General features: G+C 66.4%; 22 protein-coding genes. 10 read left to right on the top strand and 12 right to left on the bottom strand.

What is annotated here, in order from left to right:
• Window positions 1-13: 13 nt before the first annotated feature.
• Genes rfbA through rfbD form a run of 3 tightly spaced genes read left to right on the top strand, consistent with a single transcriptional unit; the run spans window position 14 to window position 2,348 of the window.
• Window positions 14-901: a glucose-1-phosphate thymidylyltransferase RfbA gene (rfbA, locus tag D0Y85_RS02845; protein ID WP_117309471.1), complete on the top strand. Its 888-nt coding sequence runs from the start codon at window positions 14-16 to the stop codon at window positions 899-901.
• Window positions 898-1,455 carry a dTDP-4-dehydrorhamnose 3,5-epimerase gene (gene rfbC, locus D0Y85_RS02850; RefSeq protein WP_061480210.1) on the top strand — a complete coding sequence of 186 codons (558 nt, stop codon included), beginning with the start codon at window positions 898-900 and terminating at the stop codon, window positions 1,453-1,455. The genes rfbA and rfbC overlap by 4 nt, the downstream gene beginning before the upstream one ends.
• Window positions 1,452-2,348, top strand: coding sequence for a dTDP-4-dehydrorhamnose reductase (gene rfbD, locus D0Y85_RS02855; RefSeq protein ID WP_117309472.1), 897 nt, complete (start codon window positions 1,452-1,454; stop codon window positions 2,346-2,348). Before rfbC ends, rfbD begins: the two co-directional genes overlap by 4 nt.
• Window positions 2,349-2,441: 93 nt before the next feature.
• Here the strand turns inward: rfbD and D0Y85_RS02860 are convergent, their stop codons facing one another.
• From D0Y85_RS02860 to D0Y85_RS02870, 3 genes are all read right to left on the bottom strand, one after another.
• Window positions 2,442-3,845, bottom strand: coding sequence for a mannose-1-phosphate guanylyltransferase/mannose-6-phosphate isomerase (locus D0Y85_RS02860; RefSeq protein WP_117309473.1), 1,404 nt, complete (start codon window positions 3,843-3,845; stop codon window positions 2,442-2,444).
• 13 nt (window positions 3,846-3,858) lie between these two features.
• On the bottom strand, window positions 3,859-5,205 hold the full coding sequence (locus D0Y85_RS02865) for a phosphomannomutase (RefSeq protein WP_117309474.1): 1,347 nt from the start codon (window positions 5,203-5,205) through the stop codon (window positions 3,859-3,861).
• 97 nt (window positions 5,206-5,302) lie between these two features.
• Window positions 5,303-7,927, bottom strand: a complete 2,625-nt coding sequence (locus D0Y85_RS02870) for a DEAD/DEAH box helicase (protein WP_117309475.1) — start codon at window positions 7,925-7,927, stop codon at window positions 5,303-5,305.
• Between the two features lie 172 nt (window positions 7,928-8,099).
• On the opposite strand from D0Y85_RS02870, the gene D0Y85_RS02875 reads away from it, so the two are divergent.
• From D0Y85_RS02875 to D0Y85_RS02885, 3 genes are read left to right on the top strand one after another with little or no spacing between them, the layout of a single operon-like run.
• Window positions 8,100-8,831 carry a CoA transferase subunit A gene (locus D0Y85_RS02875; protein ID WP_117309476.1) on the top strand — a complete coding sequence of 244 codons (732 nt, stop codon included), beginning with the start codon at window positions 8,100-8,102 and terminating at the stop codon, window positions 8,829-8,831.
• Window position 8,832: 1 nt separating this feature from the next.
• Window positions 8,833-9,465 carry a CoA transferase subunit B gene (locus D0Y85_RS02880; RefSeq protein WP_117309477.1) on the top strand — a complete coding sequence of 211 codons (633 nt, stop codon included), beginning with the start codon at window positions 8,833-8,835 and terminating at the stop codon, window positions 9,463-9,465.
• Between the two features lie 45 nt (window positions 9,466-9,510).
• Window positions 9,511-10,098, top strand: coding sequence for an alpha-ketoglutarate-dependent dioxygenase AlkB (locus D0Y85_RS02885; RefSeq protein ID WP_117309478.1), 588 nt, complete (start codon window positions 9,511-9,513; stop codon window positions 10,096-10,098).
• Window positions 10,099-10,160: 62 nt separating this feature from the next.
• Here D0Y85_RS02885 and D0Y85_RS02890 read toward each other — a convergent pair whose 3' ends face one another.
• Genes D0Y85_RS02890 through D0Y85_RS02905 form a run of 4 tightly spaced genes read right to left on the bottom strand, consistent with a single transcriptional unit; the run spans window position 10,161 to window position 13,679 of the window.
• A complete protein-coding gene (locus D0Y85_RS02890) occupies window positions 10,161-10,802 on the bottom strand; it encodes an ABC-type transport auxiliary lipoprotein family protein (protein WP_117309479.1) in 642 nt (213 codons plus the stop codon).
• Window positions 10,799-11,725, bottom strand: a complete 927-nt coding sequence (locus D0Y85_RS02895; protein WP_093818830.1) for an MlaD family protein — start codon at window positions 11,723-11,725, stop codon at window positions 10,799-10,801. Before D0Y85_RS02895 ends, D0Y85_RS02890 begins: the two co-directional genes overlap by 4 nt.
• A gap of 3 nt (window positions 11,726-11,728) precedes the next feature.
• Window positions 11,729-12,556, bottom strand: a complete 828-nt coding sequence (locus tag D0Y85_RS02900) for an ABC transporter ATP-binding protein (protein ID WP_117309480.1) — start codon at window positions 12,554-12,556, stop codon at window positions 11,729-11,731.
• A 1-nt stretch (window position 12,557) separates the two neighbouring features.
• Window positions 12,558-13,679, bottom strand: a complete 1,122-nt coding sequence (locus D0Y85_RS02905) for an ABC transporter permease (RefSeq protein WP_205420725.1) — start codon at window positions 13,677-13,679, stop codon at window positions 12,558-12,560.
• 91 nt (window positions 13,680-13,770) lie between these two features.
• Between D0Y85_RS02905 and D0Y85_RS02910 the strand changes: the two genes are divergently transcribed.
• Window positions 13,771-15,030: a threonine/serine exporter family protein gene (locus tag D0Y85_RS02910; protein ID WP_025878492.1), complete on the top strand. Its 1,260-nt coding sequence runs from the start codon at window positions 13,771-13,773 to the stop codon at window positions 15,028-15,030.
• Between the two features lie 131 nt (window positions 15,031-15,161).
• On the opposite strand, the gene D0Y85_RS02915 is transcribed toward D0Y85_RS02910, so the two are convergent.
• From D0Y85_RS02915 to D0Y85_RS02930, 3 genes are all read right to left on the bottom strand, one after another.
• Entirely contained in the window at window positions 15,162-15,545 is a 384-nt protein-coding gene (locus D0Y85_RS02915; RefSeq protein ID WP_117309482.1) for an H-NS histone family protein, read from the bottom strand.
• Window positions 15,546-15,769: 224 nt separating this feature from the next.
• Window positions 15,770-17,473, bottom strand: a complete 1,704-nt coding sequence (locus D0Y85_RS02920) for a proline--tRNA ligase (RefSeq protein WP_025878494.1) — start codon at window positions 17,471-17,473, stop codon at window positions 15,770-15,772.
• A 629-nt stretch (window positions 17,474-18,102) separates the two neighbouring features.
• Complete coding sequence (locus D0Y85_RS02930; protein ID WP_117311834.1) at window positions 18,103-18,480, bottom strand: DUF4124 domain-containing protein; 378 nt, start codon at window positions 18,478-18,480, stop codon at window positions 18,103-18,105.
• 80 nt (window positions 18,481-18,560) lie between these two features.
• Here D0Y85_RS02930 and pssA point away from each other — a divergent pair, with 80 nt between their 5' ends.
• From pssA to rimI, 3 genes are read left to right on the top strand one after another with little or no spacing between them, the layout of a single operon-like run.
• Window positions 18,561-19,340, top strand: a complete 780-nt coding sequence (gene pssA, locus D0Y85_RS02935; protein ID WP_117309484.1) for a CDP-diacylglycerol--serine O-phosphatidyltransferase — start codon at window positions 18,561-18,563, stop codon at window positions 19,338-19,340.
• The gene (locus tag D0Y85_RS02940) at window positions 19,337-19,849 is read left to right on the top strand and encodes a hypothetical protein (protein WP_117309485.1); all 513 of its coding nucleotides are present in this window, start codon (window positions 19,337-19,339) and stop codon (window positions 19,847-19,849) included. The genes pssA and D0Y85_RS02940 overlap by 4 nt, the downstream gene beginning before the upstream one ends.
• The gene (gene rimI / locus D0Y85_RS02945) at window positions 19,846-20,343 is read left to right on the top strand and encodes a ribosomal protein S18-alanine N-acetyltransferase (protein WP_117309486.1); all 498 of its coding nucleotides are present in this window, start codon (window positions 19,846-19,848) and stop codon (window positions 20,341-20,343) included. The genes D0Y85_RS02940 and rimI overlap by 4 nt, the downstream gene beginning before the upstream one ends.
• 104 nt (window positions 20,344-20,447) lie before the next feature.
• On the opposite strand, the gene D0Y85_RS02950 is transcribed toward rimI, so the two are convergent.
• Complete coding sequence (locus D0Y85_RS02950) at window positions 20,448-21,269, bottom strand: EamA family transporter (protein ID WP_117309487.1); 822 nt, start codon at window positions 21,267-21,269, stop codon at window positions 20,448-20,450.
• 157 nt (window positions 21,270-21,426) lie between these two features.
• Complete coding sequence (locus D0Y85_RS02955) at window positions 21,427-24,285, bottom strand: valine--tRNA ligase (protein ID WP_117309488.1); 2,859 nt, start codon at window positions 24,283-24,285, stop codon at window positions 21,427-21,429.
• Window positions 24,286-24,316: the final 31 nt, after the last annotated feature.

Below are 24,316 nucleotides of genomic sequence, written 5' to 3' on the forward strand. Positions count from 1 at the left end.
CAAAGGACACGACATGACCCAACGCAAGGGCATCATTCTCGCCGGCGGTTCCGGCACCCGGCTGTATCCGATCACCAAGGGCGTCAGCAAGCAGCTGCTGCCGGTGTACGACAAGCCGATGATCTACTACCCGCTCAGCGTACTGATGCTGGCGGGCATCCGCGAAGTGCTGATCATCAACACCCCGCACGAGCAGGCGTTGTTCCAGCAGTTGCTGGGCGATGGTTCTCAGTGGGGCATGGACATCCAGTACGCCGTGCAGCCCAGCCCGGACGGGCTGGCCCAGGCCTACCTGATCGGTCGCGATTTCGTGGCCGGCAAGCCTAGCTGCCTGGTGCTGGGCGACAACATCTTCCATGGCCACGGTCTGCGTGAAGTGCTCAGGCGCGCCGACGAGCGCGTGGATGGTTCGACCGTGTTCGGTTATTGGGTCAATGATCCGGAGCGCTATGGCGTTGCCGAGTTCGACAAGAGCGGCAAGGTGATCGGCCTGGTCGAGAAGCCGGAGAATCCGCGTTCGAACTATGCGGTCACCGGCCTGTATTTCTACGACGGCAAGGCCAGCGATTACGCGGCCGAGCTCACGCCGTCGCCGCGTGGCGAGCTGGAGATCACCGATCTCAACAAGCGCTACCTGCAGGAGGGCAATCTGCACCTGGAAGCGCTGGGTCGCGGTTATGCATGGCTCGACACCGGCACCCACCAGTCGCTGCTGGAAGCGTCCAACTTCATCGAGACGATCCAGACCCGCCAGGGCCTGCAGGTCTGCTGCCCGGAAGAAATCGCTTTCGGCCAAGGCTGGATCAACGCCGAGCAGCTGGAGGCGCTGGCGGCACCGCTGATCAAGAATGGCTATGGCCAGTACCTGCATACGCTCGCCCTGCGTGGAGTTGTTCCGTGAAAGTGATCGAAACCAAGTTGCCCGGCTGCGTGGTGATCGAGCCGGCGGTATTCGGCGACGCCCGCGGATACTTCTTCGAAACCTGGAACGCCGAGCGCTTCGCCGCGCTGGGCCTGCCCGACCGCTTCGTGCAGAGCAACGTTTCCACGTCCGCCAAAGGCGTTCTGCGTGGCCTGCACTACCAGTGGCCGCGTCCACAGGGCAAGCTGGTCAGCGTGCTGGAAGGCGAGGTCTATGACGTGGCCGTCGACATCCGTCGCGGCTCGCCGACGTTCGGCCAGTGGGAAGCGGTGGTGCTGAGCGCGGAGAACAAGAAGCAGTTCTGGATTCCGGAAGGCTTTGCGCACGGTTTCGCCGTGCTGTCCGAGCGCGCGGTGTTCAGCTATCTGTGCACCGAGGTGTACCTCAAGGACTTCGATGCCGGCGTGCGCTGGAACGATGCCGACATTGCCGTGGACTGGCCGGTCAGTGCACCGACGCTGTCGGCCAAGGACGAGAACGCGCCCTTCCTGAAGGACATTGCTGAAGACCGCCTGCCGGTCTACGTGCCATGACCGTTCTGGTCTTCGGCGGCAACGGCCAGGTCGGCCAGGAACTGCTGCGCGCGCTGGCACCGCTGGGCAAGGTGGTCGCGACCACACGCAGCGGTGTCCTGCCCGATGGCAGCGCCTGCGAAACCGCCGATTTCGGCCAGCCGGACAGCTTGCCGGCGCTGCTGGACCGGCTGCAGCCGTCGCTGGTAGTGAACGCTGCGGCCTACACCGCCGTGGATCGCGCCGAGCAGGACGTGGAGGCCGCGTTCGCGGCCAACGCGCAGGCTCCGGGCGTGATCGCGCGCTGGTGTGCGGCCCATGGCGTGCCCTTCGTGCATTACTCCACCGACTACGTATTCGATGGCCAGGGCACGGCCCCGTACCGCGAGGATGAACCGACCGCGCCGCTGGGGGTTTATGGCACCAGCAAGCGTGATGGCGAAGACGCCGTGCGCGCTGCGGGCGGCCGTCATCTGATCTTCCGCACGGCGTGGGTGTATGCCTCGCACGGCGCAAACTTCCTGCGCACGATGCTGCGGGTGGGCGCGGAGCGCGATCAGCTGCGTGTGGTGGCCGACCAGATCGGCACGCCGACGCCGGCGGCATTGATCGCGGATGTCACCGTGCAGGCGCTGCAGCATCCGGGCGCGCTGTCGGGAACCTGGCATCTGACGGCGTCGGGCCAGACCAGCTGGCATGGGTTTGCCGAAGCGATTTTCGCTGAAGCGCTGGCGACGGGCGTGCTGGCCAAGGTGCCGTCGGTTGAAGCCATCCCCAGTTCCGAATACCCGACCCCGGCCAAGCGCCCGGCATGGTCGGTGCTGGACAACCGCAGGCTGCAGCAGGATTTCGGCATCGATCTGCCGACGTGGCAGGATGGCCTGAAGCGGGTCATGGCTGAAATGGCCCGCTGACGCGGTAGCGCCGGGCCATGCCCGGCGGATGCACATTACCGCTGCGCTCGCCGGCCATGGGCCGGCGCTACCCGGAATGCAGCGGGTTCCGGGTCAACTGCGCCCGTAGGTATCCTCGAAACGCACGATGTCGTCTTCGCCGAGGTAACTGCCGGACTGCACTTCGATCAGTTCCAGCGGCAGCTTGCCGGGGTTGCGCAGGCGATGGGTCACGCCCAGCGGGATGTAGGTGCTCTGGTTTTCGCTCAGCAGGATCACCTCGTCGCCACGGGTGACTTCGGCGGTGCCGCTGACCACGATCCAGTGCTCGGCACGGTGATGATGCATCTGCAGGCTCAGTGTACCGCCCGGCTTTACCGTGATCCGCTTGACCTGGAAACGCTCGCCGTTGTCGATTGAATCGTAGGCGCCCCACGGGCGGTAGACCTTGCGGTGCCAGGTCGCTTCGCTGCGGCCGCCGGCCTTCAACTGCGCTACTACGGTCTTGACCTCCTGCATGCGGTCGGCGTTGCCGACCAGCACCGCGTCGTCGGTCTCGACCACGATCACATCATCCAGCCCGACCATCGCCACCAGGCGTTGGCTGTAGGCGTAGGTGTTGCGGCAGTCGATGGCGATCACATCACCCTGGTGCGCATTGCCATCGCCGTCCTGTTGCGATACATCGCGCAGTGCGGTCCAGGAGCCGACATCGTTCCAGCCGGCATCCAAAGGCACCACCACTGCATCGGCGGTCTTTTCCATCACGGCGTAATCGATCGAATCGGACGGCACGGCAGTGAACGCGTCCTTGTCCAATCGGGTGAAATCGGCATCGCGGCGTGCGCTCTGCCAGGCCTGACGGCAGGCTGACAGCATCCCCGGCTGCAGGCGCTCCAGCTCCTGCAGATAACGTGAGGCCTTGAACAGGAACATGCCGCTGTTCCAGTAGTACTGGCCACTGACCACGTAGCCGGTGGCGGTGTCCAGGTCGGGCTTCTCGACGAAGCGCTCGACCGCGCGTACGCCCTGGCCGTCGGCTGCCTTGATGTAGCCATAGCCGGTTTCCGGGCCGGTCGGCACGATGCCGAAGGTGACCAGCTTGCCGGCTTCGGCGGCGCTGGTGGCTGCCTCGACCGCCGTGCGGAACGCAGCCTCATTGGTGATCACGTGATCGGAGGGCAGCACCAGCAGCAGCGCGTCGGCACCCTCGCGGGTGGCTTCCAGCGCGGCCACGGCAATGGCCGGGGCGGTGTTGCGGCCGACCGGCTCGAGGATGATCGCGGCCGGTTCGGCGCCGACCTGCTGCAGCTGTTCGGCCGCGACAAAACGGTGTTCTTCGTTGGCGATGACCAGCGGGCCGCGGCTGGCGATCGGGGCCACACGCTGCCAGGTGGCCTGCAGCATGGTCAGTTCACCGGCCAGGGGCAGGAACTGCTTGGGATAGGCCTCGCGCGAGAGCGGCCACAGGCGGGTGCCGGAACCACCGGACAGGATGACGGGCTGGATGTTGCTCATGGCCTTCCTTTGATCATTTCTGCAGCAGGGAGGAGATCTCGTCGGTACGCGCCTGCATCAGCGCGGCGTCTCCTCGCGATTCCACATTCAGGCGCAGCAGCGGCTCGGTGTTGGAGCTGCGCAGGTTGAAGCGCCAGTCACCGAAATCGGCACTGATGCCATCGGTATGGTCCAGCGCAGGCGACTGTGCGGCGAAGTGTTCCATCACACGGGCCACGGACGCCTTCGCATCGCTGACCTTGAAGTTGATCTCGCCACTGCACGGATAGGCGGCCATGCGGTCTTCAACCCAGTCGGCCAGCGAACGGCCGCTTTCGGAAATGAGCTGGGCGATCAGCAGCCAGGGGATCATGCCCGAGTCGGCGTAGGCGAATTCGCGGAAGTAGTGATGGGCACTCATTTCGCCGCCATACACCGCGTCCTCTGCGCGCATCTTCTCCTTGATGAAGGCATGGCCGCTCTTGCACAGCACCGGCACACCACCCGCCTGTTCGACCATCTCCACGGTGTTCCAGACCAGGCGCGGGTCATGCACGATCTTGCCACCCGGGTTACGGTCCAGCGCCGCCTTGGCCAGCAGACCCACCAGGTAATAGCCCTCGATGAAGCGGCCGGTGTGGTCGAAGAAGAAGCAGCGGTCGAAGTCGCCATCCCAGGCGATGCCGAAGTCGGCGCCATGTGCGCGTACGGCCTCGGCGGTCGCCTCGCGGTTCTCCGGCAGCAGCGGGTTGGGGATGCCGTTGGGGAAGCTGCCATCGGGTTCGTGACAGATGCGGATGAACTCGAACGGCAGATGCGGTGACAGCAGGTCGACGACGGCACCGGCACCACCGTTGCCCGCGTTGACCACCAGCTTGAGTGGCTTGAGCTTGGCGGCATCCACGTAGGAAAGCAGGTGCTGGATGTAGGCGCCCTTGTCATGCTCGCTTCGCTGGCCTGCGGTTGCCGGCTGCGCAGGCGCGGTGTCGGCCGCCACGGCGTCGGAGATCGCGAACAGGCCGGTATCGGAGCTGATCGGGCGGGCGTTCTCCTTGACCAGCTTCATCCCGTTGTAGTCCATCGGGTTGTGGCTGGCGGTGACCATCACCCCACCCGCCGCACCCAGGTGATCGGTCTGGAAGTACACCTCTTCGGTGCCGCACAGGCCGATGTCGATCACTTCGCGGCCGGTACCGCGCAGGCCCGCTGCCAGCGCATCCTGCAGCGCTGGGCTGGTCAGGCGCACGTCATGGCCAAGGACCACCGGGCCTGGCGCGAGCTGTGCGGCCAGGGCCACGCCGATGCGGCGGGCCAGGTCTTCGTTCAGTTCTTCCGGCACGCGGCCACGGATGTCATAGGCCTTGAAGGCGGGCAGGGGCATCGATCAGGTCCTTTGGTGAGCTCAGCCTTTCATTGTAGCTCCCGGCCTGTATGGGAATCGTTTCCATCAGGCAACGCCACATGACTGGCCTGCCACATCAGGCCTGCGCCGACCGTCTGCCGGCCCTGCCAGGGCGTTTACCCGGCGCGCCGGGCAGGGGAGACAGCAGGGCCTCAAGGTCGGCTGCGTCGAAACGTGGGCCTGTGCCGCCACCGCCCTGCAGGATCGCATCGGCCAGGTCGGCCTTGCGCTGCTGCAGCTCGGCGATCCGTTCCTCGACGCTGCCGGCGGTGATCAGCTTGTAGACGAACACCGGCTGGTCCTGGCCGATGCGGTGGGCACGATCGGTGGCCTGGTTCTCGGCGGCCGGGTTCCACCAGGGGTCGAAGTGGATGACGGTGTCGGCGGCGGTGAGGTTCAGCCCTACGCCACCGGCCTTCAGGCTGATCAGGAAGACCGGCACCTCGCCCTGCATGAAGCGCTGCACCGGCGTGACCCGATCCTGGGTATCGCCGGTCAGGGTCACGTAGGCCACGCCCAGCGCATCCAGCGCCTGCGCGATCAGGGCCAGCATGCCGGTGAACTGCGAGAACAGCAGGATGCGCCGCCCTTCTTCGACCATGGACGGCAGCATCTCGCGCAGCAGGTCCAGCTTGGCCGAACCGGCAGTGCGCGCCGGCGTGTCGCCCGGCAGCAGGCGCGGGTCGCAGCAGACCTGGCGCAGCTTCAGCAACGCGTCCAGCACGATGATGTGATTGCGCGCCAGCCCGCTGCCGTTGATCGCATCGCGGACCTGCTTTTCCATCGCCGCACGCACGGTTTCGTACAGATCGCGCTGGGCGCCTTCCATCGCTACGGTGCGGGTGATGACCGTCTTCGGAGGAAGTTCGGAAGCGACCTGGTCCTTGCGCCGGCGCAGGATGAAAGGCCGCAGCCGCTGGGCCAGCAGCTGCGCACGGCGCTGGTCGCTGCCGCGCTCGATGGGATGGCGCCAATGCTGGTTGAACTGCTTTTCGCCGCCCAGCAACCCCGGCAGCAGGAAGTCGAACTGCGTCCACAGCTCGCCCAGGTGGTTTTCCAGCGGGGTGCCGGTCAGGCACAGGCGATGACGCGCCTGCAGCGTGCGCAGCGTGGCTGCTGCACGCGATCTGGGGTTCTTCACCTGCTGCGCCTCGTCCAGGATCAGCAGGTGATAACAATGTGCCTGCAGTGCCTGTTCGTCACGCCACAGCAGGGGATAGGTGGTCAGTACCAGGTCATGGCTGGCAATGGCCTCGAACTGCGTGTCACGTGCGGGACCGTGCAGGGTCAGTACACGCAGATCCGGGGTGAAGCGCGCCGCTTCGCTCTGCCAGTTGTGCAGCAATGAGGTTGGCACGACCACCAGCGCCGGCTTGTCCAGGCGGCCACTCTGCTTTTCCAGCAGCAGATGGGCCAGCGTCTGCAGTGTCTTGCCCAGGCCCATGTCATCGGCCAGCACGCCGCCCAGGCCCTGCTGGCGCAGGTACTGCAGCCAGGACAGGCCCTCGAGCTGGTAGCTGCGCAGCGTCGCGCGCAAGCCCTCGGGGGCTGGGACAGCGGTCATCGCCGGTGCGTCCAGCAGGCGTTGCACGCGCGCACGGGTATCGTTGCTGCTGTGCAGCCGCAACTGCGCAGCTTCCTGCAGGGCCTGCAGGCGCCCGCGATCATGCGCCTGCAGGCGCAGCGGGTGCCCACGGTCGCCGAACAGATCCGCCAGCAGCGCGATCACCGGCTTCAGCCGGGCTGCCCGCAGGGCGAGACGTTCGTTGTCTGCCGTCGTCAGCAATACGTTCTCTTCATCGCCAATGGCATCCAGCTGGCCGCGCAGCCAGCGCGGATCGGACTGCAGTACGCCCTGCAGCAGCGGAACCAGCGCAATGCTGCGGCCATCGACGTCGATGGTCAGGGCCAGGTCGAGCTCGTTGCTGTCGGCCGACACCGACCGGACATCCAGGTCGATTTCTTCCACCCGGGTGATGCGGTGGCGGAAGGCGTCGTCAGTCTCGATCTTCCAGCCCAGTGCTTCCAGCCGCAGCACGTCCTCCAGCAGGAAGCGGGTCCAGTCGAAACTGCGCAGCTCGAACAACGGGCCGCCGCCGTCCAGCACGATGCGCGGTTGCCGCTCGCGGTGCAGGTGGACGCTGTGCAGTTCAGCTTCGCGCCGTGCCTCCCCGGCCAGGTCACGCGGCAGCAGGTAGAGCTGGCCCTCGGCGTCGTGCACGAACAGCGATGGGTCGTCGAGAAAACGCACGTGTTCGTCGTACTCGAACGCGACGGTGGCGACGTCGAGCCACTGCGAGGGATCACGTTCGGTGAGCCACGCAGGCCGATATTCCATGCTGTGCAGATGCAGGATCGGCGTCATCGCCTGGATCCGCAGCGTGGGCAGCACCGGATCGGCGGCTGCACGCAGCGAACCCGCTTCACCCTCCAGGGAGCTCTGCAGGGCAGCCAGCAACACCGCGGCGACATGCTCGCAGTGCGGACCAGCCGGACAGGTGCAGCGACTCTGCAGGGGGCTGTGCGGGGTGCGGGCGCTGGCATCCAGGTCGATCAACACCTGCCGACCCTCGACCTGGGCGGTCAGCAGCGGCGACCGGTAGCGCAGCTCGCGCACTTCCAGCACGTGGTGGTTGCCCTTTTCCAGCGTCCCGGCATCCAGCCAGCGGGACAGTTCCCCTCCGGTGAATACTTCGGCCATGCGTGGTCCTGTCCTCTCCATCTACAGCACGCGTTGCCAAGGGCACCGCAAGCGGGAAGGGGACATTCTACGGATTGGCAGCCCGGCATGCCGGTTCATGCTGCGGCGCATCCCAGCCGGCAACGGGTGTGCCGCTAGAATGGCGGCATTCTCACCGGGTAGGGCAGTAGAGATGCAGCAATCAACTTCCAGCGGCACGCGCAGCAAGCGTTTCGCCTCTGCGGCGCAGGCGCTGCAGGGCGTGGTCGCCGATGGCCAGACCCTGGCCGTGGGCGGCTTCGGCCTGTGCGGCATTCCGGAGGCGCTGATCGCCGCGTTGCGCGACAGTGGCGTCAAGGGACTGACCGTGATCTCCAACAACGCCGGCGTCGATGGCTTCGGCCTGGGCCAGCTGCTGGAAACCCGGCAGATCCGCAAGATGATTTCGTCCTACGTGGGCGAGAACAAGGAATTCGAACGGCAGTTCCTCGCCGGTGAGCTGGAGCTGGAGTTCAATCCGCAGGGCACCCTGGCCGAGCGCCTGCGTGCAGGCGGTGCGGGTATTCCGGCGTTCTTCACCGCCACCGGTTACGGCACCGTGGTGGCCGAAGGCAAGGAAACCCGCGAGTTTGATGGCAAGCACTATGTGATGGAAACCGCGCTGCGCGCCGACGTTGCCCTGGTCAAGGCCTGGAAGGCCGACGAGGCCGGCAACCTGGTGTTCCGCAAGACCGCGCGCAACTTCAACCCGGCCTGTGCGATGGCCGGCAAGGTCTGCATCGTGGAAGTGGAAGAGGTGGTGCCGGTCGGCAGCATCGATCCGGACCAGGTGCACCTGCCGGGCATCTACGTGCACCGCATCGTGCACAACCCCACCCCTGAAAAACGTATCGAACAGCGCACCATCCGTGCGGAGGGCAACTGACATGGCATGGACCCGCGATGAGATGGCCGCGCGCGCTGCGCGTGAGCTGACCGATGGCGCCTACGTGAACCTGGGCATCGGCCTGCCGACGCTGGTGGCCAACCACATTCCCGAAGGCGTGGACGTGTGGCTGCAGTCGGAAAACGGCCTGCTGGGCATCGGTCCGTTCCCCACCGAGGCCGAGGTGGACGCCGACCTGATCAATGCCGGCAAGCAGACGGTGACCGCGCGTGCAGGTGCCAGCTACTTCGGCAGCCATGACAGCTTTGCGATGATCCGCGGTGGCCACGTCAACCTGGCCATCCTCGGTGCGATGCAGGTGACTGACAAGGGCGACCTGGCCAACTGGATGGTGCCCGGCAAGATGGTCAAGGGCATGGGCGGAGCGATGGACCTGGTGGCCGGCGTGCAGCGCGTGGTGGTGCTGATGGAGCACACCGCCAGGAACGGCGAACACAAGATCCTGGCCGAATGCACGCTGCCGCTGACCGGTGTGGGCGTGGTCGACCGCATCATCACCGACCTGGCGGTCTTCGATGTGACCGATGACGGTCTGGTGCTGGTGGAGACCGCTGCGGGCGTGGCTGAGAATGAGTTGAAGGAGAAGACCGGCGTTGCGTTCAAGCGCCGCTGAGCATCCACGGGGCAGCGCGTCGCTGCCCCATCACTCTGAAGCCCGATGCTGTTTCCTCACGACCTGCCAGACGCTGACGTCCGCCACCTGACCGGATGGCTGACCGCAGCCGAAGCTGATGCCCTGCAGCAGGCATTGGCCGAGGAAATCCCCTGGGAAACCCACCGCATCCGCATGTTCGGCCACTGGGTGGATTCACCACGGTTGAGCTGCTGGATCGGCGATGCGCAGGCACGCTACCGTTATTCCGGTGCCGAGTTCGTGCCGCATCCGTGGCCGCCACGGTTGTCCGCGCTGCGCGACCGGCTGCAGGCCGAGGGCGTCGGTCGATTCAACAGCGTACTGCTCAACCGCTACCGCGGCGGCACCGACTACATGGGCTGGCACAGCGACGACGAGCCCGAGCTGGGGCCGGCGCCTCTGATTGCTTCGTTGAGCCTCGGCGCAGCGCGGCGCTTCCTGCTGCGCCGCCGCGATGACACCACGCGCAAGGCAGAATTCCTGCTGGGCCATGGCGACCTGCTGCTGATGGGCGGCGCTACCCAGCGCCACTACCAGCACGCGCTGCCGAAGATGGCACGGGTGCAGGGTGAACGCATCAACCTGACGTTCCGCTGGATCCATCCGCGTTGACCGGGGTTCGCCGGGCATGGCCCGGCGCTACCAGGAACAGGTGGCGTGCGAAACGGGCAACTTCAGCGCTTCAGCGCCTGCTTGTCATTCTGCCCGCTGGTCAGCGTCCAGCCCACCACGTCCTGCGCCACCTGCTGCAGGCCACGCTCGAACGCCGCTGCCACTGCCGACACATCGGTGCTGCCCACCGGCTGCAACTGGCGGAAGGTGCGGTCGGCGACCACGCGCTGGTTGGTGACGTCGATCAGCTTGGCGTTGATCTCGATGACGACCGTCGGCGTTGCCTGGCCCTGGTAATCCGATTCGAAGCGACGGATGTCGGTGGACAGCTTGTAGTCGGCGCGGATGCCGGCGGCAACGCGGGCCACGCCGTGGATGCGGCCGGAATCCTCGAAGCCGCGCAGCAGGGTGTCTTCGATCATGTCGGTGGCCGGCTGCGCCCAGCTGGCGCCCTTGTAGATCTCCAGTTCCGACGGCGTCGGCCGTACGTTGATGCGCGGGCTGTCGACCATGCGCGCGGCGCTGGGCTTGGCCAGCACCAGCTGCCAGTCGGCCTGCGGCCAGCTGGGGTCGACCTTGACCTGCACGGCCGGCGAATACAGGGTGACGGGGTTCTTGTCGCCGCTGCCGAGGATCGAGCAGCCACCCAGCAGGGTGGCCAGCGACGATGCCAGCAACAGGCGCGGAAGGGTGGTCGGGTTCATTTGGGTTCGAACTCCTTCGGGGCGTCGCGGCCGAGCAGGTAGCGTGCGGGATTGTTCTCGAGGCGGTCGCTGACCCGGCGCAGGTCGCGGATCAGGCCACGCAGTTCACCCAGCGTCGGGCCGAGCTGGCCCAGGCCGTCATTGGCGAAGCTGTTGATGGCGGCGCGGTTCTCGCCAAGGATCGAATCGGCATTGCCGGCGGCCGAATCAAGCTTGGCCAGGGTGGCGTCGAGCTTGTCGATGATGCCCGGCAGCTGCTGCACCAGGTTCTTGTCCAGGCGCTCGATGGTGCCGTTGGTGGTCTTCAGGGTGGTGTCCAGACTGCGTGCTGCATCGCGCGCGCTGAGCAGCAGCGCCTGCGTACCCTGGTCACGGTCGGCAAGGCCGCCGCTGATCGTCTCCAGGTTGGCCAGCGTCGCGTTGATCGAGGCGACGTTGCGGTCGCTGAGGATCTGGTCCATGCGCTCGACGATGCGGTTGGCCACGTCGGTGATGTTCTGCAGCGCCGACGGCGTGGTCGGGATGATCGGTGCCGGGTCCTTGTTGACCGTGGTCAGCGCCGGCGACTGTGGCGTGCCGCCGCTGAGCTGGATGATCGACGGGCCGGTCAGGCTGGTGATCGCCAGCTTGGCGCGGGTATCGGTCTTGACCGGCGTGGTCGAGTTCAGGCGGATGCGCGCGACCACCTGGCGCGGGTCATCCGGTACCAGGTTCAGTTCGGTGATCGAACCCACCGCGATGCCGTTGTACTGCACCGGGCTGCCAACCGACAGGCCGGTCACCGCTTCGCGGAACACCACCCGGTATTCCTGCCAGGTGCGGTCGGAGGAGTACTTGGCGGCCCACAGGCCGAAGGCCAGCAGGGCCAGGCCGGTGATCAGGGTGAACGCGCCGATCAGCACGTAGTTGGCTTTTGTTTCCATGGCTCAGGCACTCTCGATCTGTTCGCCACGCGCAGCGCGCGCGCGGGGTCCGTGGAAGTATTCCTGGATCCACGGATGATCCAGTTTCTCGATGTCCGGCAGCGGCGCATTGGCCACCACCTTGCGGTCGGCGATGACCGCCACCCGGTCGCAGATGGCATACAGCGTGTCCAGGTCGTGGGTGATCAGGAACACGGTCAGCCCCAGTGCTTCCTGCAGGGTCTTGATCAGGCGGTCGAACGCGGCCGCGCCGATCGGGTCCAGGCCGGCGGTGGGCTCATCCAGGAACAGCAGGGGGGGATCCAGCGCCAGCGCACGTGCCAGGCCGGCGCGCTTGCGCATGCCACCGGACAGCTGCGAGGGCAGCTTGTTGATGGCATCGGCGGGCAGGCCGGCCAGTTTCACCTTCAGCAGGGCCAGCTCGTAATGCCAGCGCTCGGGCAGTTCACGATGGTGTTCCTTCAGTGGCACCTGCACGTTCTCGCCGACGGTCAGCGACGAGAACAGGGCGCCGTCCTGGAACAGCACGCCGGTGTTGCGCTCGATGTGCAGGCGGCTCTCGGGATCGTCGGCACGCGCATCGCGGCCAAGCACCTCGATCTGCCCTTCGTCCGGCACGCGCAGCCCGAGGATCGAGCGCATCAGCACCGATTTGCCGGTGCCCGAGCCGCCCACCACGCCAAGGATCTCGCCACGGCGCACGTCCAGGTCCAGCCCTTCATGCACGGTCTGGCTGCCAAAGCGGTTGACCAGCCCGCGCACGCGGATGGCCAGGTCGTGGCCGTCGTCGTCCTGCATGGGCACGTCTTCGGGGGCCGGATGCGTAGTCATGTCACCAGTCCATGTGCATGAACCACAACGCCGCGAAGGCGTCGATGATGATCACCAGCGAGATCGTCTGCACCACGCTTGAGGTGGTGCGTTCGCCGACCGACTGCGCGGTGCCTTCCACCTTCAGGCCTTCCAGGCAGCCGATCAGGCCGATCACCAGCGCGAACACCGGCGCCTTGGACAGGCCTACCAGCATGTGCCGCACTTCCATCGTTTCGTGCATGCGCGCGATGTACATCTGCGGCGGGATGTCCAGGTCGAACGCGCCGACGGTGATGCCGCCGGCCAGGCCCGCGACCATCGCGATGAAGGTCAGCAGCGGCAGGGTCACCAGCAGCGCGACCAGGCGCGGCAGTACCAGCAGGTCGATGGGGTCGAGCCCCAGGGTGCGCATCGCATCGATTTCCTCGCGTGCCTTCATCGCACCGATCTGCGCGGTGAAGGCACTGGCGGTGCGGCCGGCGAGCACGATCGCAGTCAGCAGCACGGCAAATTCGCGCAGGAAGGCGATGTTCACCAGCTCGACCACATAGATCTCCGCACCGAAGTCGCGCAGGATGGTCGAGCCGAGGAAGGCGATCACCGCGCCGACCAGATAGGACAGCAGCGCCACCAGCGGCACCGCATCCAGACCGACCTGCTCCATCTGGTGCACGGTGGCGGTCAGGCGGAAACGTCGAGGTTCCTTGACCAGGCGCGCGCCCTTGACCAGGTTCTCGCCGAGGAAGCTGCACAGTGCCTTGATGTTGTGGCCGGTGGCATGGACGCTGACACCCAGCCGCTCCAGTGCGGCCAGTACGCCGAAATCGCGCTTGGGCTTGGGGCGGTCATCGGCCACTTCTTCGATGGTGCACACCAGCGCCTGGTGATCCGGGCGGAACTGCAATGCGTCTTCGCCGAGGTCAGCGCGATGGGCGACGCGCAGCACCTGCAGCACACCGGCCGAATCGAGCAGCTCGATGCCGGTGGCGTCGATGCCAGTCAGTTTGTCCGGAACGCCACGCAGCACTTCGGCCGCGGCCAGCGCGGTCTTCAGGGTCCAGTGGCCGGACAGCCGGATCAGTCCCGGATCCTGAGCGTCCTGTTCGAGCTGGGGGGCGTGGGTCGGGGTCATGGGGGCCATTCGGGTCGCAGCATAACCGTTCTGAATTGCACGTCGCGTCGAACCAGGATGATTTCTCCAGCGGAGCCTGACGTAGGTAATACTACGGCGCATGTCTGCAGACGCTCACACGATCCCCACGCCCCAGGCCACCTACGCGCAGCGCGTGGCCTTCGTTTCCGAGATCGCCGGCCGCCTGCACAGCTACGGCACCACGGCCCAGCGCCTGGAAGCGGCGGTGGTTGCCTTGGCCCGGCAGCTCGATCTGGATTGTGAACCGTGGTCGAACCCCACCGGCATCATCCTCAGTTTCAGCGATCCGGCGCAGGCCATCGGCTCCAGTGACATCACCCGGGTGATCCGGCTGGCGCCCGGCGAAAACGACCTGCACAAGCTCAGCGTGGCTGACGGGATCGCCGAAGAAGTGGCCAACGGCCGCATGAGCATCGCCCAGGGCCACACCGCGCTGCGCCAGCTGGACAAGGATCCGGGCCGGCGCGGCAAGCTGCGCACCATCCTGTCCTTCACCCTCGGTGCGGCCGGCGTGGCGGGCATGTGGAAGCTGCCGTGGCTGGATATCGCCACCGCCGGCGTGATCGGCCTGTTGATCGGCCTGCTCGGCATGGTCACCGACAAGCGCCCGGCCAGCCGTGAAGCGGCCGAAGCGCTGGCGGCGCTGCTGGCCGGCCTGGTCGCCACCGTCGTTGCCACGTTCGTGGGTGCCTTGAATCTCAACACGGTGATCATCGCCTCGCTGGTGGTGCTGCTGCCGGGCATGTCACTGACCAATGCGGTCAATGAACTGGCCAGCCAGCACTGGGTTTCCGGCACCGCGCGCTTCGCCGGCGCGTTGACCACCATCATGAAGCTCAGTGTCGGCGCGATGATCGCGGTGACCCTGGCCGATGTGCTGGGGCTGGACCCGATGATCCGCGCCTCGCGGCCCCAGGGGCCGTGGGTGGAGTGGGGCTCGCTGCTGACGGCGGCGTTCGCCTTCGCAATGTTGTTCAAGGCCAACCGCCGCGATTATCCGTGGGTGATCGCCGCCTCGGTGGCCGGTTACGCGATTTCCAAATTTGGTGGTCATGCCTGGGGTACGCCGGCCGGCATCTTCCTGTCGGCGATGCTGCTGACGGCCGGCGGCAACCTGTTCGGGCGCGTGGTCGGCCGGCCCGGTGCGATCATCCGCCTGCCGGGCATCATCATGATGGTGCCCGGCAGCACCAGCCTGCGCGGCGTGCTGACCCTGGTCCAGCAACAGGACGTGGGCGCCGGCCAGAGCGTGTTCCTGACCGTGTTGAACGTGGTGATGGCGCTGGTCGCCGGCCTGCTGTTCGGCAACCTGTTGATGCCGGCGCGCAAGACGCTGTGACCAGGCAGTAGCGCCGGGCCATGCCCGGCGGATCGGGAAACCAACCGCTGCGCTCGCCGGGCATGGCCCGGCGCTACCGCAAAAAAAACGCCGGCTTTCGCCGGCGTTTTTCATTCCTGCTGCAGCTGGCCTCAGGCCTTCTTGATCAGGAAATCTTCCGGCTTCTTGCTGCCCTTGGCAGTCAGCTCGGCCATCCAGCGCGGCTGCTTGCCACGACCGGTCCAGGTTTCCTTCGGGTTGGCCGGGTTGCGGTACTTCGGCGCAACCTTGCCCAGCTTGCGGCCGGCGGTCTTGGACGGGGCCTTGGCGGCCTTGGCGACCTTGCGCGCGCGCGGTGCGGGTTCACCACCGAACAGTTCCTCGATGGTGTAACCCTCGGTCTTGGCCAGCTTGCTCAGCTGGGCACGCACCTTGGTGATCGGGCGACGCTTGGCGACGATGGTCTGCTGCTTCTTGGCTGTGCGGATCAATGCGCCCAGCTCACGTGCAGACAGGCCGGTCAGGTCGATACTCATCAACGATTACTCCAGAAACTAATTTAGGGACAGGGACGAGCCGGTCCGTGGCGTCGCAGGACAGAGTAATGATGAATTAATCCCAGCACAAACAGTTGCAGTCACCGTCTGTCGGCTGGTTGGCCCGGTTGCGACCATTTTGACCGGATTATGTCCGTTGCGGTTTTCCCGGGACGGCCAGCCGGCAAAAAAAAAAGACCGGGGTATACCCCGGTCTTTTCCGATCAGCCCTGCAGGCGCTGCAGCAGGGTGGCCTTGTCCAGGCTCTCCGCTTCGGCCGCCCGACGCGAGCGGTATTCGAAGGTGCCTGCGGCCAGGCCGCGCTCGCTGACCACCACGCGGTGCGGGATGCCGATCAGTTCCATGTCGGCAAACATCGCGCCCGGGCGCAGGCCGCGGTCGTCCAGTGCGGCATCCAGGCCGGCATCGCGCAGCTCCTGCAGCAGAGCTGCAGCTGCATCGGCCACGCCCGCGTCGCCCTTCGGGTTGATCACGCAGACCACCACCTGCCACGGCGCCATGGCGTCGGGCCAGATGATGCCGGCGTCATCGTGGTTCTGCTCGATGGCCGCAGCGACCACACGCGAAATACCGATGCCGTAGCAGCCCATCGTCATTACCGCGGCCTTGCCATTCTCGTCCAGCACGGTGGCATCGAGTGCCTTCGCATAGGTGCGCCCCAGCTGGAACACGTGGCCGACTTCGATGCCGCGGGCGATTTTCAGTTCGCCGCCGTCCAGCGCACGATCACCGGCGCGCACGTTGCGGATATCGGCCACTTCCGGTTCGGCCAGGTCGCGACCCCAGTTGACGCCGGCCAGGTGGAAACCGGCCTCATTGGCACCGACGACGAAGTCGGACATCGCCGCCACTTCGCGATCGGCGACCACGCGGATCGGCTTGGCCGGTGCCACCGGACCGAGGAAGCCCGGCACGCTGCCGAGGTATTCGGCGATCTCTGCTTCGCTGGCAAAACGCTGCTCGTCCAGGCCAGCAACCTTGCCCAGCTTGATTTCGTTGACCTCGTGGTCGCCACGTACAAGCGCCAGCACGAACTGTTGTGCCTCGCCTTCGCCGGCGATCAGCGCCACCGACTTCACCGTACGCTGCAGATCGATGCCCAGCAGCGCGGCGACGTCTTCGCAGGTCTTCTGGGTCGGGGTCTCGACCTTGCGCAGCGCTTCGCTGGCCGCAGCACGCGCGGCCGGATCGGCGGCGATGGCCGCTTCCATGTTGGCCGCGTAGTCCGAACCGGTGGAGAACACCAGCGCGTCTTCACCGGAGTCGGCGATCACGTGGAATTCCTGCGAGGCGTCACCGCCGATCGCGCCGGAATCGGCCTGCACCATGCGGAAGTCCAGGCCCAGGCGGGTGAAGATGCGGCTGTAGGCCACCTTCATGTTTTCGTATTCACGCACGAGGTCTTCGTCGTGCAGGTGGAACGAATAGGCGTCCTTCATCAGGAACTCGCGCGCACGCATCACGCCGAAGCGCGGGCGGATCTCGTCGCGGAACTTGGTCTGGATCTGGTAGAAGTTCACCGGCAGTTGTTTGTAGCTGGACAGCTCGCTGCGCGCGAAATCGCAGGCCGCTTCTTCGGCGGTGGGGCTGTAGCAGAAGGTCTGTTCCTTGCGGTCCTTGATCTTCAGCAGCTGCGGGCCGAATTTCTGCCAGCGGCCGGTCTGCTCCCACAGTTCCTTCGGCTGGATGGTCGGGATCTGGAATTCCACGGCACCGGCGCGGTCCATTTCCTCGCGGACGATGCGTTCGACCTTGCGCAGCACGCGCAGGCCCAGCGGCGACCAGGTGTACAGGCCGGATGCGAGCTTGCGGATCATGCCCGCGCGCAGCATCAGCCGGTGGCTGGTCAGCTCGGCGTCGCTGGGGGTTTCCTTGGTGGTGTGCAGGTGGAACTGGGAGAGGCGCATCGTCGGCTTCGGATTACGGCAGAGATACCTATTCTGCCAGCCCGGCCGGAGGAGGGGTATCGGCCGGGCTGCGCCCGGCACCCGCGGTAGTGCCGGCCGCTGGCCGGCAACCTAAACAGCAACAGCAACGGCAGCGTCAAAAGCGGGATTTCTGTGGGATGGCGGGGTGGGTCCGGTTGCGGGGCCGCTGCAAGTACGTCCATGTAAGCTCGGTCGCCGCATCCATGCGGCTCACGCCCCCGCAACCGGACCCACCCCGCCTTCGACAGATTTCTGCGATCTGCCGGAATGGCATGGCCTGCTCTTGGTGGGTGGCGACCTTGCTCGACACGTAGATCCACGCCATGCGTGGATGCTCTTCGTTCATTCGATCAATCTTCGAAATATTCGATTTCGATGGAGATTCATCCACGCATGGCGTGGATCTACTGGCCCCGGGAAACTGTCGAAGGCGGGGCGGTGTGGGTGTGCAGGACCGTTGGCGCCATGGATGGCGCCATCGAGCCCCCATGGATGGGTTTACGGCGTGTCCTGCACACCCACACCGCCCCGCCATCCCAGGAAGCGGCTGTTGCAGTTGCTTCGGCCGTTGCCTCTGCGGGTGCCGGGCGCCGCCCGGCCGATCCCCCTCAACCCGCCGGGGGGCAGTACGCCTTGATCGCTGCCTCGGCCAGGCCCTTCTGCGCGCTGCGCTGTTCGGGGGTAAGCGCGGTATCGGGCTTGCCGTCGCCGTCGGTGTCGTGCATCACCGGGCCACTGCCTTCCAGCAGCGTCACGTTGGCGCGGGCGGTGCTGCATTGTTCCGGCACCGGCGCGGCGGCTGGCTCCGGGGCCGCGTCCGTCGCCGCTGTCCTGGCCTGGGCACGGGTCTCGTACTTCGCCCCCGCCGGCGGCGTTTCCGAATACTGGGTCACGCCCTTGGCGTCCTTCCACTTGTAGACAGGGCCGGCCAGCGCAGTGGTACTGGCCAACAGCAGCAGGCAACCCAGGCAGGACAGGGCACGCATGGCAAACTCCGCAGAATGGGCGTAGAACGCCGATTGCAGCATTGGCGCCGAGCGCTGGCAAGTCGATTAAACTGGATTCCATGGACCCGATCACACCGCCGCCGCGCTCGCGCACGATTTACCTGCTGCCCAACCTGTTCACCACGGCTGGGCTGTTCTCTGGCTTCTACGCCATCATCGCCGCGGCCAATGGGGATTTCGTCAATGCCAGCATCGCCGTGTTCGTGGCGGCGGTGATGGATGGTCTCGATGGCCGTGTCGCGCGCCTGACCGGTACCAGCAGCGAGTTCGGCGTGCAGTACGACTCGCTGGCCGATCTGGTCAGCTTCGGCATGGCACCGGCTCTGGTGATGTATCACTGGTCCCTGTCGGAACTGAAATACGACGGTGAGCTGGTCGGTCGCCTGGGCTGGGCGGTGGCGTTCCTGTACGCCGCCTGCGCGGCCCTGCGCCTGGCGCGCTTCAATACCCAGGTAGCGGTGGTCGACAAGCGCTGGTTCGTCGGCCTGGCCAGCCCGGCTGCTGCCGGCCTGATGATGTCCTTCGTGTGGGCCTTCGCCGATGGCACGCTGGGCTGGAACGGCAACGAGCTGCGCTTCGTGGCGCTGGCGGTGACCCTGGTCGCCGCACTGCTGATGGTCAGCCGCATCCGCTTCTGGAGCTTCAAGGGCGGTCCGGCCAAGCAGGGCGCGCGTTCGGACCGTGTCCCGTTCCTGGTGCTGGCACTGGTGCCGATCGCCATCGCCATCGCGGTGATCGACCTGCCCCGCGTGCTGTTCGTCGTCGGCATCCTGTACGCCCTGTCAGGCCCGGTGATGTGGGGCGTGCAGCGCCTGCGCAAGAAGCCCGAGGCGGCGTGAGCCAGGACCTGCCCCTGTTGTGGTCCCCGGCCCAGCAGGCCTGGCTGCAGGCCATGGGCTACACCGTCTATCACGACGGCCAGTTGGCCGCCGAAATGGACGCGGCATTGCAGCTGAGCGTGGCCGAAGCCACGGCATCGATGCCTGCGGCGGTCGAGCCGGCACCCATGCCGCGCCCGTCGACGCCGCAGGAACGCGGCCAGCGCGGTCCGGTGCTGGAAGCGCGGCCCGAGCGCGCGCCGCCACGCACTGCCGCACCGGTAGCGGCGCCGGATACCGTACCGGTTGCGGCCCGTCCGCTGCCCACCGGCAACGCGCGGCAGCCGCTGGTGCGCCTGCCCGACCGCCTGCAGATCGCACTGTTGCGGGCTTCCGGCTGCAATCCCAACGACCCGGCCACACAGGCGCTGATGGACAGCTGGCCGCTGGAGCAACTGCGTCGCGACCCCGCAGCCAAGCGCGCGTTGTGGCCGCGACTGCGCGCATTGCGCAAGGGCGGAACCGCATGAGTGCGGTCAGCCAGCCCGGGCAGGTGGCGATGCGTGCGCTGCGCGAGAGCGACCTCAACGCGGTGATGGCCATCGAAGTGCGTGGCTATCCCTATCCCTGGACCCGCGGCATTTTCCTGGATTGCCTGCGTGCCGGTTACCCCGGCCTGGCCATGGAGCGTGATGGCCTGCTGATCGGCTATGGCGTGCTCAGCCTCGCTGCCGATGAAGCCCATGTGCTGAACATCTGCATCGATCCGCTGGTGCAGTCGCGGGGGCTCGGCCGCCAGTTGCTGCGTGCGCTGGTCCGCCTGGCCGGTGATCGAGGCGCTCAGCGGGTGTTCCTGGAAGTGCGTCCGTCCAATGCCCCGGCGCTGGCGCTGTATCACAGCGAAGGCTTCAACGAGATCGGCCGGCGCCCCCGCTACTACCCTGCTGCGCAGGGGCGCGAAGATGCGCTGGTGATGGCGATCGAACTGGTGGACGGCGAGCTGGAGACAATGCCGCCGCTGTAACGGAGAATGGTTGCCGGCCAGCGGCCGGCACTACCAACCGGTCTCCACTGTGATCGACCTATCGCCTGCCATGGTAGTTGCCAACCTTGGTTGGCACGCTTTCCTCAGGCCAACCGCAGCGCGAGCACGCCAGCCACGATCAATGCGGCAGCCACCCAACGCGCACGCGGTACCCGTTCGCGCAGCAGGAACACCGAGATCAGCAGCGCGAACAGGATCGACGATTCGCGCAGGGCCGACACCATTGCCACCGGCACCTGGGTCATCGCCCACAGCGCCATCGCATACGAGGCGGTGGTGCCGATGCCGCCGGCCACGCCCAGCGGCCAGTGCCGGCGCGCATACGCCAGCAGCACACCGCGCTGCCGATGCAGCGCCCACAACGGCAACGGAATGCCCGACAGCAGGAACAGCCACAACGTGTAGCTCAGCGCATTGCCGGACAGTCGCGCGCCCTGCGCATCGACCAGGGTGTAGGTGGCGATCATTGCCGCCGTCAACAACGGCAGGCGCAGCTGGCCGCCACGTGCGCCGCGGGCCATGCACAGGATGCCGCCGCTCACCAGGAGGACACCGAGCCAGGCTGCAGGCGGCAGGCGTTCGCCGAGAACGGCGCCGGCCAGCGCAACGAGGATGGGCGCGCAGCCGCGCATCATCGGATACGCCAGGCTCATGTCGACCTGTTGGTAGCAGCGTGCGACCAACGCGTAATACGTCACCTGCAGCAGCACCGAAGCGCCCAGCCACGGCCAGCTTTCCGCGGCGGGGAAGGGTAGCCACGGCAAGACGAGCGCAGACAACAGCGCAGCGCTGCCGGTGACCAGCACCGTGCCGAGGAACTTGTCCGGCCCGCGTTTGACGATCGCGTTCCAGCTGGCGTGCAGTGCGGCGGCGGCGAGGACCAGCAGGAAGATGGAAAGCGGCATCAGGCGATGATGCCATGCGAGGCAAAAGAAAACGCCGGGCATTGCCCGGCGTCGACCTCGAGAATGTGCCAACCAGGGTTGGTGCTTTGGCAGGTGCCAACCTTGGTTGGCACTTCACAGCGGTGCGGACCACGGTCCGCACCCACCCGATCAGCGATTACAGCTTCGCGCGCTGTTCGCGCAGGCCGGTCAGCTGGTTGTTCCAGTCGACCAGGCGCACGCGTTCCTGCTCGATCACCGCCGGCGGAACCTTGTCGGAGAACTTGGCCAGCTTGGTCTCGCTCTTCTCCTGTTCGCCTTCCACGCGCTTGATCTCCTTGTCCAGGCGCGCGCGCTCGGCATCGAGATCAACCAGGCCTTCCAGCGGTACCAGCAGCTTCAGCTCACCGACGATCGCGGCGGCGGCCGGCGGCGCACTCTGTGCGTCGGCCAGCCACTGGATGCTGTCCAGCTTCAGCAGGAACGACAGCGAGGCACTGAAGCGCTCGATGCGCGCGCGGTCCTGGCTCTGCCCGGCATGTTCCTGGCCGGCCAGCAGGCGCAGCGGTACCAGCCTGGACGGGGCGACGTTCAACTCGCTGCGCACGCGGCGCACCGCACTGATCACCGCCTTCAACCATTCCACGTCGGCCTCGGCCTGGGTGAAATCGCCTTCGAACTCGGCGGCGGTCGGGTACGGACGCAGCGACAGCGTGGTTTCGGCCAGGCCCAGGCGCGGTGCCAGCTGCTGCCACAGCTGTTCGGTGATGAACGGCGTCAGCGGGTGCAGCAGGCGCAGCAGCGCTTCCAGCACGTACAGCAGGGTGTGGCGGGTGCTGTCGGCGTCGGCGGCATCGGCGCCGTTCAAGGCCGGCTTGCTCAGCTCCAGGAACCAATCGCAGAACGCGTTCCAGGCGAACTCGTACAGGCACTGCGCCAGCAGGTCGAAGCGATAGGCGGCGAAATGGCCCTGCGCTTCGGCGGTGGTGGCGGCCAGGCGCGAGAGGATCCAGCGCTCGGCATCGGTCCGCGGCGTCGGCGCACCGGTGAACGCTGCGCCTTCGGTGTTCATCAGGGTGAAGCGGCTGGCGTTCCACAGCTTGTTGCAGAAGTTCTTGTAACCCTCGGCGCGGTTCATGTCGAACTTGATGTCGCGGCCATGGGTGGCCAGCGCGGCGATGGTGAAACGCAGCGCATCGGCGCCATGGGCGGCGATGCCGTCCGGGAATTCCTTGCGCGTGGCCTTCTCGATCTTCTCCACCATGCGCGGCTGCATCAGCCCGCCGGTGCGCTTGGCCACCAGGTCATCGATGCTGATGCCGTCGATGATGTCCAGCGGGTCGAGCACGTTGCCCTTGCTCTTGGACATCTTCTGGCCCTGGCCGTCGCGGATCAGGCCGGTGAAGTAGACGTCCTTGAACGGGATCTTCCCGGTCAGGTTGTCGGTGGCCATGATCATGCGCGCCACCCAGAAGAAGATGATGTCGAAGCCGGTGATCAGCACCGACGACGGCAGGTAGCGGTCGAAACCGCGCTCGGCCATCGCCTGCCCGTTCGGCCAGCCCAGGGTGGAGAACGGCCACAGCTGCGAGGAGAACCAGGTCTCCAGCACGTCGCTTTCCTGGCTCAGCACGACGTCGCTGCCGAGATTGTTTTTCGCCCGCACTTCGTCTTCGCTGCGGCCGACGTAGCAGCTGCCGGTGGCGGCATCGAACCATGCGGGAATGCGGTGGCCCCACCACAGCTGGCGGCTGATGCACCAATCCTGGATGTTGGTCATCCAGTGGCGGTAGGTGTTGATCCAGTTCGGCGGCACGAAGGAGATGCTGCCCGGCTTTCCATCGGTACCTTCGACCAGCTCCAGGCCACGCTTGGCCAGTTCGTCCATCTTCACGAACCACTGGTCGGTCAGGTACGGCTCGATCACCTGGCCGGTACGGTCGCCGCGCGGCACCTGCAGCTTGTGCGCCTTGGTCTCGACCAGGATACCCAGGTCTTCCAGTTCAGCCAGCACGGCCTTGCGCGCGTCGTAACGGTCCAGCCCCTGGAAACGTTCCGGCGCGTTGTCGTTGATCGCGGCCACCGGCGTGAACAGGTTGATCATCGGCAGGCTGTGGCGCACGCCCACCTGGTAATCGTTGAAGTCATGCGCCGGGGTGACCTTGACCACGCCGGTACCGAACGCACGGTCCACGTAGTCATCGGCGATCACCGGCACGCGGCGGCCGGTCAGCGGCAGTACCACGGTCTTGCCGATCAGGTGCAGGTAACGCTCGTCTTCCGGATGCACCATCACCGCGGTGTCGCCCAGCAGGGTTTCCGGGCGGGTGGTGGCGACCACCAGGTAATCGCGGGTTTCGCGCAGGGTCTCGACGCCGTCGGCATCGCGCTCGACGTGCTCGTAGCTCAGGCCTTCATCCAGCTGGTAGGCGATCGACCACAGGAAGCCCTCTTCCTCGGCGCTCTCCACTTCCAGGTCCGAGATCGCCGTCTTCAGCACCGGATCCCAGTTGACCAGGCGCTGGCCACGGTAGATCAGGCCCTGTTCGTGCCAGCGCACGAAGGCTTCGATCACCGCTTCGGACGGCTGCGGGTCCATGGTGAAGGTGCTGCGCGACCAGTCGGCCGACGTGCCCAGGCGGCGCATCTGCCGCTCGATGATGTCACCGGACTGCTGCTTCCACTCCCACACCTTGCCGATGAAGCCCTCACGGCCCAGCGAATCGCGGGTCTCGCCGTTGCCTTCCAGCGCCAGGTTGCGGCTGACCACCATCTCGGTGGCGATGCCGGCGTGGTCGGTACCGACCTGCCACAGCGTGTCGTAGCCGCGCATGCGGTGGTAGCGCACCAGCGCATCCATCAGGGTCTGCTGGAAGGCATGGCCCATATGCAGGGTGCCGGTCACGTTCGGCGGCGGCAGCAGGATGGTGTACGGCTCGCCCTTGCCGGACGGCTTGAAATGGCCGGCCTTCTCCCAGGCCTCGTAGAGGTCGGTCTCGAAGGACTTCGGGTCGTAGCTGGAGGCGAGTTGGGTCATGCGGGGAAACCAGTCATCAAGGCGGGAAGGG

The sequence above is a fragment of the Stenotrophomonas sp. G4 genome, from assembly GCF_003428825.1.
In the GTDB taxonomy this organism is placed as follows: Bacteria; Pseudomonadota; Gammaproteobacteria; order Xanthomonadales; family Xanthomonadaceae; genus Stenotrophomonas; species Stenotrophomonas indicatrix.

Coding starts and splice junctions, on each gene's coding strand:
- rfbA (WP_117309471.1), top strand. CDS start 14: ATGACCCAACGCAAGGGCATCATTCTCGCCGGCGGTTCCGGCACCCGG.
- rfbD (WP_117309472.1), top strand. CDS start 1,452: ATGACCGTTCTGGTCTTCGGCGGCAACGGCCAGGTCGGCCAGGAACTG.
- D0Y85_RS02860 (WP_117309473.1), bottom strand. CDS start 3,845: ATGAGCAACATCCAGCCCGTCATCCTGTCCGGTGGTTCCGGCACCCGC.
- D0Y85_RS02865 (WP_117309474.1), bottom strand. CDS start 5,205: ATGCCCCTGCCCGCCTTCAAGGCCTATGACATCCGTGGCCGCGTGCCG.
- D0Y85_RS02870 (WP_117309475.1), bottom strand. CDS start 7,927: ATGGCCGAAGTATTCACCGGAGGGGAACTGTCCCGCTGGCTGGATGCC.
- D0Y85_RS02875 (WP_117309476.1), top strand. CDS start 8,100: ATGCAGCAATCAACTTCCAGCGGCACGCGCAGCAAGCGTTTCGCCTCT.
- D0Y85_RS02880 (WP_117309477.1), top strand. CDS start 8,833: ATGGCATGGACCCGCGATGAGATGGCCGCGCGCGCTGCGCGTGAGCTG.
- D0Y85_RS02885 (WP_117309478.1), top strand. CDS start 9,511: ATGCTGTTTCCTCACGACCTGCCAGACGCTGACGTCCGCCACCTGACC.
- D0Y85_RS02890 (WP_117309479.1), bottom strand. CDS start 10,802: ATGAACCCGACCACCCTTCCGCGCCTGTTGCTGGCATCGTCGCTGGCC.
- D0Y85_RS02895 (WP_093818830.1), bottom strand. CDS start 11,725: ATGGAAACAAAAGCCAACTACGTGCTGATCGGCGCGTTCACCCTGATC.
- D0Y85_RS02900 (WP_117309480.1), bottom strand. CDS start 12,556: ATGACTACGCATCCGGCCCCCGAAGACGTGCCCATGCAGGACGACGAC.
- D0Y85_RS02905 (WP_205420725.1), bottom strand. CDS start 13,679: ATGGCCCCCATGACCCCGACCCACGCCCCCCAGCTCGAACAGGACGCT.
- D0Y85_RS02910 (WP_025878492.1), top strand. CDS start 13,771: ATGTCTGCAGACGCTCACACGATCCCCACGCCCCAGGCCACCTACGCG.
- D0Y85_RS02915 (WP_117309482.1), bottom strand. CDS start 15,545: ATGAGTATCGACCTGACCGGCCTGTCTGCACGTGAGCTGGGCGCATTG.
- D0Y85_RS02920 (WP_025878494.1), bottom strand. CDS start 17,473: ATGCGCCTCTCCCAGTTCCACCTGCACACCACCAAGGAAACCCCCAGC.
- D0Y85_RS02930 (WP_117311834.1), bottom strand. CDS start 18,480: ATGCGTGCCCTGTCCTGCCTGGGTTGCCTGCTGCTGTTGGCCAGTACC.
- pssA (WP_117309484.1), top strand. CDS start 18,561: ATGGACCCGATCACACCGCCGCCGCGCTCGCGCACGATTTACCTGCTG.
- rimI (WP_117309486.1), top strand. CDS start 19,846: ATGAGTGCGGTCAGCCAGCCCGGGCAGGTGGCGATGCGTGCGCTGCGC.
- D0Y85_RS02950 (WP_117309487.1), bottom strand. CDS start 21,269: ATGCCGCTTTCCATCTTCCTGCTGGTCCTCGCCGCCGCCGCACTGCAC.
- D0Y85_RS02955 (WP_117309488.1), bottom strand. CDS start 24,285: ATGACCCAACTCGCCTCCAGCTACGACCCGAAGTCCTTCGAGACCGAC.